Origin of the sequence: Idiomarina sp. ST10R2A5 (genome assembly GCF_051842325.1) — a bacterium.
Taxonomy (GTDB): Bacteria; Pseudomonadota; Gammaproteobacteria; order Enterobacterales; family Alteromonadaceae; genus Idiomarina; species Idiomarina abyssalis.
This window is the reverse complement of sequence record NZ_JBNIEX010000004.1, coordinates 317988-325314: the sequence shown is the minus strand read 5'-3', so window position 1 is coordinate 325314 and position 7327 is coordinate 317988. Positions and strand designations below refer to the sequence as shown.

The following is a 7327-nucleotide window of genomic DNA, read 5'->3' as shown; positions in this document are numbered from 1 at the left end:
TCGGTTGTTACTCATAAGCACCTCTTTTATGCCATTATCTATGGCTATGAGGTGTCTAGCAAATCAGTGGCGATTCAAAGTATCCGCTTCTTGATTGATTTGTCTTCTAGCGACTCTTCGATATAAAGAATCAAGCTCGTCATCATCGCACGCTCCAGAGTTAACCACCTCTGCTAGCGCTCTCATCCAATTAACGGTTCCTTGAAAAGCAAACCTCGGTTCAGCTTGGTCTCCACCATCAAACAATCTATCTAATAGCCAATTTGGCATCCGTGTTCCTTAGAAGTATAACGCTAAGCGCACCGGCGGCCCGACAGGGCCGTCCGAGTGACGCGACTTGTTAAAACGGAATATCCTCAACCAATTCTTCCGTTGATTCCTCGACTCTGAGAAAGTCCAGCCACTCTCTGTGTTGATCTGTTGGGTCAAAAATTTCAGATGTAAATACTCCAAAAAGAGCTTTTTTCATAAGCTTCAGTTCGTTGTTACTGAAAGCGTTCCAGTCTGTGTCAGAGTCATGTTGCACCACATGCAGGTGAACTTTATTCCTAAGTCCACGCAGGTAGTTCAAGTCCCTGTAAACCTGGCCATCCATACCCAAGAGCCTTTTCTTCTCGACTCGCCGAATCATCCACTGAAGGGACATCTCGACTTCAGTTGGTTCGTTGAGCTTTTTCTCGATCCTGTTCACAACTCTGAGCTCATCGTCCCCATCTCGATACGGCTGAGACTGTAGCTCAGCAATATGCTCCCAATCATGCTTGCGATTCCATCCTTTTCGCTTGAGCAAGTACCAAGACACCGCCTCAATAATACCCATGCCTGCGATGACGAAAGACTTGAGCGTATGGGTGTATACAGTTGCGTGAAGATTCACTTCGCGAATTTGATAGTCGAGGAACTGAAGGTGCTGAAGGCTATAACCCAGATTACTTATGAATGCGCGCCTGTGGCGAAGAGCACCATCGTCTGGGACACCTCGCGAAAGGAAGTTACGCCATTGATCGATTAAGTTAGGACACCAGAACCCTTCGTCTTCCATGAACTACCTCTTTTTGACATTTGTATATTGTGCGTGCGCATTTAGAAACTCGTCCAATTAATAGTTTTCTGTTCTTAACTTACTGATCAAGTTGGTATTCCTGACTTGAAAGGTTCCGAGTTAGCAAAGGCAATTTGAGCATACTCAGTTACACTCTACCGAACGCACAATATCCAACCTTTATTTTTTTGTTATGTAATTGACAATAAACGACTTAAATACACAGCACAACAACAAAACGCGCGTTATTGCCGAAGTGAATGTGCCGTGCATAGTTAGCGACACCCACACTTACTAATAACGGGACGGCTAGCCACTGGTTGGAGCAGGCTGAAAGTCAGAAGGCCGCTGCTCGCTCTTAGCGGACATTGACTACCTGCGCCAAAATCTGAAGAAAAAACTTATTATCGTTAGATGCTGTGGTTTTGACTTGCCTAAAGTTTTGTGTCTTACTCGGTCAATAGACTCGATTGGGGTACGAAATGCTTAAAAATAAACTTTTAATCCTAATCGTCGCTCTGTTGGCGTTCCCCGCAGCTGCTACTTTTGTCCAAAACTCTGAAGAGGAGAACACGGAAATTGGCGATTACATTATAAAGGTCAATAACATCAGAGTACGTCTCGAACCTAGTTATCAAGGTAAGGTAACTAACACCTTGCATAAAGCTATTAAAGTATATGTTTATGAGTTTAAGTCGGGTTGGGTGGACTTCCCAGGCTACTAATACCAACTGCAATTAAAGAAATTCACAGTGATGAACAATTGAGAAATAGTATGTTTAATAAAACAAATCTTCCCTGCATAGGTAGTATTGATAGGTATTTCGAAGCCTATAGTCAAAGCCACACATGCCAGTTCCCGTGTCGAATTTTAAACTCTCATAGCTATGATTGCGCGGGTAAGTTAGGAGGAGGAAACATAAAGGATAATATAGTTGCCCTTCCTACCAAGACTTCTAGCATAGAACTTCATGTAAAAGCAGAAGTTTTTAATATCTTTGAAAATTTTCAAATAAACTTATTTTTTACAGATAGAGAAATTGATCATTTTGATAACTTCGAAGCACAGCTAGAGAGATATATTAATAAAGGATTAGTGGTTGTCGCAAGATCAAGCACCCACTCATTTATTGATGGTGAAATAACCCTATATAATCCCGACCTAGAAGCTTTTAAGGATAATTTCTCAGAGCTATTTGGAAGTCAGGCTTGATAGAATTCTGATTCTAAAAAGCATAGAAACAGAGTCAAGAGAACCAGTAGTAAAATAATCAGACTGTTTAGCTCTTTTAGTCCATCATAATTGAAAAGCCGGAAAAACAGCCATTAATAGCTCCACTCTGATTCAAGCAAATATTCTAACGCTCTTGAAACTTTTTTTTCTTGAGGGCCTGAAGCTCTCCCCAAGACATCATGTAACCGGAGCCAACTTCTCCTGTCTCTCGTTTTTCCTTCGCTTGCTCTAACCTTGCTTTAAAAAAGCTATCTTCAGAACTAGAAAATTTCCTTTTGCTTTTAAGGATTTTGACCATAGGTATCAAGCTACCCTCAGTAATAACAGGTAGGCTACTTATCTTAAAAGCACTAAGCGTATACTCTACATTCAGCTCTTTCCACTGAGCGGCTGAAAGTTTTAGTAAGTTCAGCGTGAAAGATATCGAGGGATCTTCTTTATAGGTAAAAGTTATGACATCTTCGTTTTTACTAACCTCAGTCTCTAGTTTCTGACGAGTTAGGCTCTCTTTCAATAGGCTCCAGTGTGGCTCGAGGATAAAGATATCAAAGTCCGTTGTCATTTGCCGGACACAATGAAGTGAAAAAGGTAAGTCGCCCGCAAAGCAAAATTTAACTTTTTTTGCCTGTAGTTTTTTTATTAGAATTGTTACCGATTCTAATAGTTCCTTTTTCTCTCCGTACATGGGCTCGATGAAGTCGAAATATAAATCAAAGTTCATTGTTAATAATTTTCCTACTGCTTTCCAAGTCACTGGTTTGGGCTATTAATAAAGAATATGACTCACTTGCTGTTTGAGATTTAAAACCCAAGCAGTGAAAGCGTCTTTCCATTGATTCAAGCCAGGACAAATCGTAAGCCTGCTTTCTCCCTTTGGGTTTGTAATAAGCCTCATTCCAAAGGTTAAGGTTCGTTGGACGCCAGGTGTCTGCAAGTAAAATGCCCTTTACCTGCTTTATCTCTCCAAAAGATTCGCTATATACGTCGGTTCTATTCATCATCAAACGAAAGCTAATAGCTAACTCTGGCGACTGTATTCGTTCGTAGTCTGCTTTTATTTTTTCCAAAAAACTTGCCGCCGGATAATCACGCTTAGCTTCTATTAAATACAGTGTTCCATTTACATAGATAAAAGCGTCAATATGATTTTTCCAGTTTTTTTTCAAAACATCATTTTCTATAAGATCAGATGTTTGATTATGAGTAAAGATGCTGGAAAATTCGACCTCTTTATCTGCACTCGCAAAAGGTATTTCAACCCCCCAGCGAATATCAGGGTTATTTTTTAAGCACCCCATTAGAAATGCCGTTACTAAGTTTTGCTCTAACACTTCACCTCCCGGCTTACAGGGGCGGAAAACACTCATAGAGTTCTCGTAGAGCTCGCGTAAATTAGTAAATCCCTTTTCAACAAACTCGTCCATCATTTATTTTTCCTCAAAGGCCAATGGTTTAAAGTCAGCTTCCAGTATGTGTGAGTGCACCTACAGTCAAACTAGAACGCTTTTATGCTTCGACTACGTCTTTTCGGATCTTGGTCTGCGTATAGTTGATAGGCGGATATTCGCAGTGGTTTTGGAAATACCACCATAAAAGCTGCCCCTCAGCTTCTTTATGTGTATTGCCATATTTTCTATAGTCGCAAACTCTAACTGTAATTGGTCCGTAATTCTTAATTATTGCTGCATACTTTAGGCTATTGGCTTTTGAGGAAACATGAAGCTTGGCGTCTTTTAACCGTCTAGTTTTAAAACTAGATTTCGTTTGACCTATATACAGAATGTTGCTCTTACCAATTAATCGAGGAATGGGCTTGTGACTAAGGAAAACGTAAATTATCTCTTTCGCATTTGCAGCTTCTTCAGAGCCGTATACACTCTCAAAAGCTTTCATTGACAACTCATCAATTGATCCAGGCAATTTTGGAAAACGACTGATCTCATCATAGAGATGAGTAAAATCTATTTTATTCATATTAAACCCCAAAAAAGAGCTCTTAGATTAAGACAGTTCAAAGTGAATTGCCAATAGTTAAATGGACACGTGCACCGAGCGAGTGGAGTGAATAAGGCTCTGAGCATTTTCGTCAATAACACTAGACACGTACCCGCTTTGAACGAACAGCAGAAGCGATTAAAAGTTTTTAAAGAGCCCAATTCATCCCAGTTTGCGCCATTAGGAAGTCACTGAACTCTCTTCTCCTTTAACAAAGAGTCGACTTTTCGCTCTAGCTCCGGCGAAAGCTGCTCGATGCGACTTTTTACTTCTCTAAGGTATTCAGGGTTTTCATCAAATGGCATACCCACTTTGTATACGTCCGCCATTGAGCGCATGAGTTGCTTATCATATTGGTCAAACAGATTAACAATGTCCGTTGCTGCGCCTTTTTCAATACCCAGAACTTCTAATGCGGAGCGTCCAATGCGGAGTGAGCTATCGTAAGTTTCACGAATAATATCCCGGCAGCCATAATAGTAGAGGTCATACACATGGTGCCGATGCACAGCTCGGGCGGTGACATGAATATGCGGGTAGTTGTCACGAGCATAACGCACTAGCTTGGTAATTTGATCTTCTTCGTCCAAAGCAACAATTAATAACGAAGCTTCTTCAATGCCTGCTGCATGCAATAAATCGGGTCGTGTGGCATCACCATAGAAGTATTTAAAACCAAGCTTTGACATGCTCTCCAGTTGTTTGTAGTTGTAATCAATAACGGTGGTTTCAAAGCCCCCTACCCTTAGAATACGATCCACCAGACCACCGACACGGCCGGAGCCTGCAATAATAATTTTTTTGTCGTTGGGTAAGCTCGGTTGTGGCTCTTCATCGTTGCCAGCGATATATCGAGGCGCAATAAGTTTCTGTTGAACAATAAACAACAAGGGAGATAACGCCATTGAAAGCGTCACGACTAAAAGCAGCGAATCAGCTATTGGTGGAGGCAGTACGCCGCGAGCAACGGAAAATGCTAATAGAACAAAACCAAACTCCCCAGCTTGAGCGAGCCCCAACGCCATCAGCCAGTTTTCAGCGCCTTTTACTTTAAATAGCTTACCTAAGGTAAAAACAACGGCCGCTTTTACGAGCATTAGACCCAGTGTCATCAAAAGCACTGTCTGAAAGCTATCAGCCAAGAGCGAAAAGTTAATGCTGGCACCGACGGTAATAAAGAAAAGCCCCAGCAAAAGCCCTTTGAATGGCTCAATATTGCTCTCCAGTTCGTGCTTATAAGGTGAGTTGGCTAACACCACTCCGGCGAGAAACGTACCCAGTGCCGGAGAGAGCTCTACCAGTGACATCAGAGCCGCAATGGCAAAGACAAAAAGCAGTGCCGTAGCCGTGAGCAGCTCTCGTAAATGTGCGGATGCAACAAAACGAAAAATCGGTTTCGATAAATAGATGCCCCCTAATACCACCGCGGCAACTGCAATGAGCATCACAACGCCACTCTGCCAACTGGATAGGCCTGCGACCAGGCTCAGTGCTTGGCCGTGCCCACTAGTGCTTTCAGAGGCCACATTATTACCGGAGGTGAGCATTTCTGGCGCAACTAACAACGGAATGATGGCAAGCATTGGAATAACCACAATATCCTGCGTTAACAGGACCGAAAATGAGGCTTTACCGCCATCCGACTTCATCAGGCCTTTTTCTGACAGTGTTTGCAGTACAATAGCCGTAGACGAAAGCGACAAGATCAAGCCACAGACCAATGATAACTGCCAGCTAAAACCGAGCAGAATGCCTATTCCTGTAAGAATGGCCGATGTTAATAGCACCTGCCCACCGCCAAGGCCGATAAGTTGTTTCCGCATTGACCATAATGCTTTAGGCTCAAGCTCCAGCCCGACAATAAACAACATCATAACGACACCGAATTCGGCAACGTGTTGTATCGATTCAACGTCGACATGAAGAGCCGCAAGTAGCGGACTGATAGCAACGCCCGCTAATAAGTAGCCAAGTACGGAGCCAAGTCCCAGTCTGCTGGCAATTGGCACGGTAATGACGCCGGCAATCAAAAAAAGAGTGGCTATTACCAAAATGTCTGTCATTTTTCTCGCCCTTGTTAGGTTATCTGTTTAAGGCAGTGGAATATAATCTTCGGAATCGCCCGGTACTTTTGGGAATTCTTGTTGTTGCCAGCGCTTTTTGGCGTTCTCTATTAGCTGCTTGTCGGTTGCAACAAAATTCCATTCTATAAAGCGAGAGCCCAGTGCGCCGCCGCCAATAAGAGCGAGCCGAGTATTGGATTGAGCTGTAACCGTTATTCCCTGCTCTTCATTGAAAACAGCCATATGATGGTCTGCCATATTGAAACTGCCTATCTTGAGGTTGCCCGATAGAATATAAAGAGCAAGCTCCTCAATGTGGGGTAATTGAATGCTTTCACCCTCATTAAGATTCACTTCGGCATAAAGTGTTTCTGAGAAGGTTTTTACAGGAGAGCTGCAACCAAAAGCATTTCCAATGAGTACTTTTGCTCGTCCACCGTGTAGATCAACGGTTGGAAGAATATCTCTGTCGTAGTGATGGAAACTTGGCTCACAATCCTCATACGCTTTTGGTAACGCTAACCACAGTTGCAAACCATGAACCTTGTGGGCCTGCTGCGTCATTTCTCGTGTCTGCCGCTCAGAATGAACAATGCCATGACCGGCCACCATGAGGTTAATATCGCCCGGGAGCACAGTAGCGTCTGTTCCGAGGGAATCCTTATGCTGAATCTCGCCTTCAAATAAATAGGTTACCGTGGCCAGGCCTATATGCGGATGGGGTCTGACGTTAATACCGTCACCAGCATCGAAAGTAGCAGGTCCCATATGGTCAAAAAACACCCACGGGCCGACAGATTTCACTTCTTTCGAAGGGAGTATGCGTTTAACTGAAAAACCACCTAGGTCACGTGATTTCGGGCTGATGATTCTTTTTAATGCGCCACAGCCAGATACAATCTGGCATTCACTTTCCAAAGACTTCGCTAAGTTACTCATAGTTGCTCTCCTGCTTAAAAACCGGAGAAGCGGACTTCTCCGGCTACTATCTTT

At 43.0% G+C, this 7327-nt stretch carries 7 protein-coding genes; 1 reads left to right on the top strand and 6 read right to left on the bottom strand.

What is annotated here, in order from left to right; translation table 11 throughout:
* Nucleotides 1–340 precede the first annotated feature (340 nt).
* Nucleotides 341–1042: a hypothetical protein gene (locus ACP7FG_RS07785; protein ID WP_224798275.1), complete on the bottom strand. Its 702-nt coding sequence runs from the start codon at nucleotides 1040–1042 to the stop codon at nucleotides 341–343.
* Between the two features lie 775 nt (nucleotides 1043–1817).
* On the opposite strand from ACP7FG_RS07785, the gene ACP7FG_RS07780 reads away from it, so the two are divergent.
* Nucleotides 1818–2255 carry a hypothetical protein gene (locus ACP7FG_RS07780; RefSeq protein WP_439226033.1) on the top strand — a complete coding sequence of 146 codons (438 nt, stop codon included), beginning with the start codon at nucleotides 1818–1820 and terminating at the stop codon, nucleotides 2253–2255.
* Between the two features lie 145 nt (nucleotides 2256–2400).
* Here the strand turns inward: ACP7FG_RS07780 and ACP7FG_RS07775 are convergent, their stop codons facing one another.
* From ACP7FG_RS07775 to ACP7FG_RS07755, 5 genes are all read right to left on the bottom strand, one after another.
* Nucleotides 2401–2997 (bottom strand): hypothetical protein, encoded by a 597-nt coding sequence (locus tag ACP7FG_RS07775; RefSeq protein WP_439226032.1) that lies wholly within the window; start codon nucleotides 2995–2997, stop codon nucleotides 2401–2403.
* Nucleotides 2987–3703 (bottom strand): hypothetical protein, encoded by a 717-nt coding sequence (locus tag ACP7FG_RS07770; protein WP_439226031.1) that lies wholly within the window; start codon nucleotides 3701–3703, stop codon nucleotides 2987–2989. Before ACP7FG_RS07770 ends, ACP7FG_RS07775 begins: the two co-directional genes overlap by 11 nt.
* Nucleotides 3704–3782: 79 nt before the next feature.
* A complete protein-coding gene (locus ACP7FG_RS07765) occupies nucleotides 3783–4250 on the bottom strand; it encodes a hypothetical protein (protein ID WP_439226030.1) in 468 nt (155 codons plus the stop codon).
* A 209-nt stretch (nucleotides 4251–4459) separates the two neighbouring features.
* A complete protein-coding gene (locus ACP7FG_RS07760; RefSeq protein WP_439226029.1) occupies nucleotides 4460–6334 on the bottom strand; it encodes a cation:proton antiporter domain-containing protein in 1875 nt (624 codons plus the stop codon).
* 27 nt (nucleotides 6335–6361) lie between these two features.
* On the bottom strand, nucleotides 6362–7273 hold the full coding sequence (locus ACP7FG_RS07755; RefSeq protein WP_439226028.1) for a pirin family protein: 912 nt from the start codon (nucleotides 7271–7273) through the stop codon (nucleotides 6362–6364).
* Nucleotides 7274–7327: the final 54 nt, after the last annotated feature.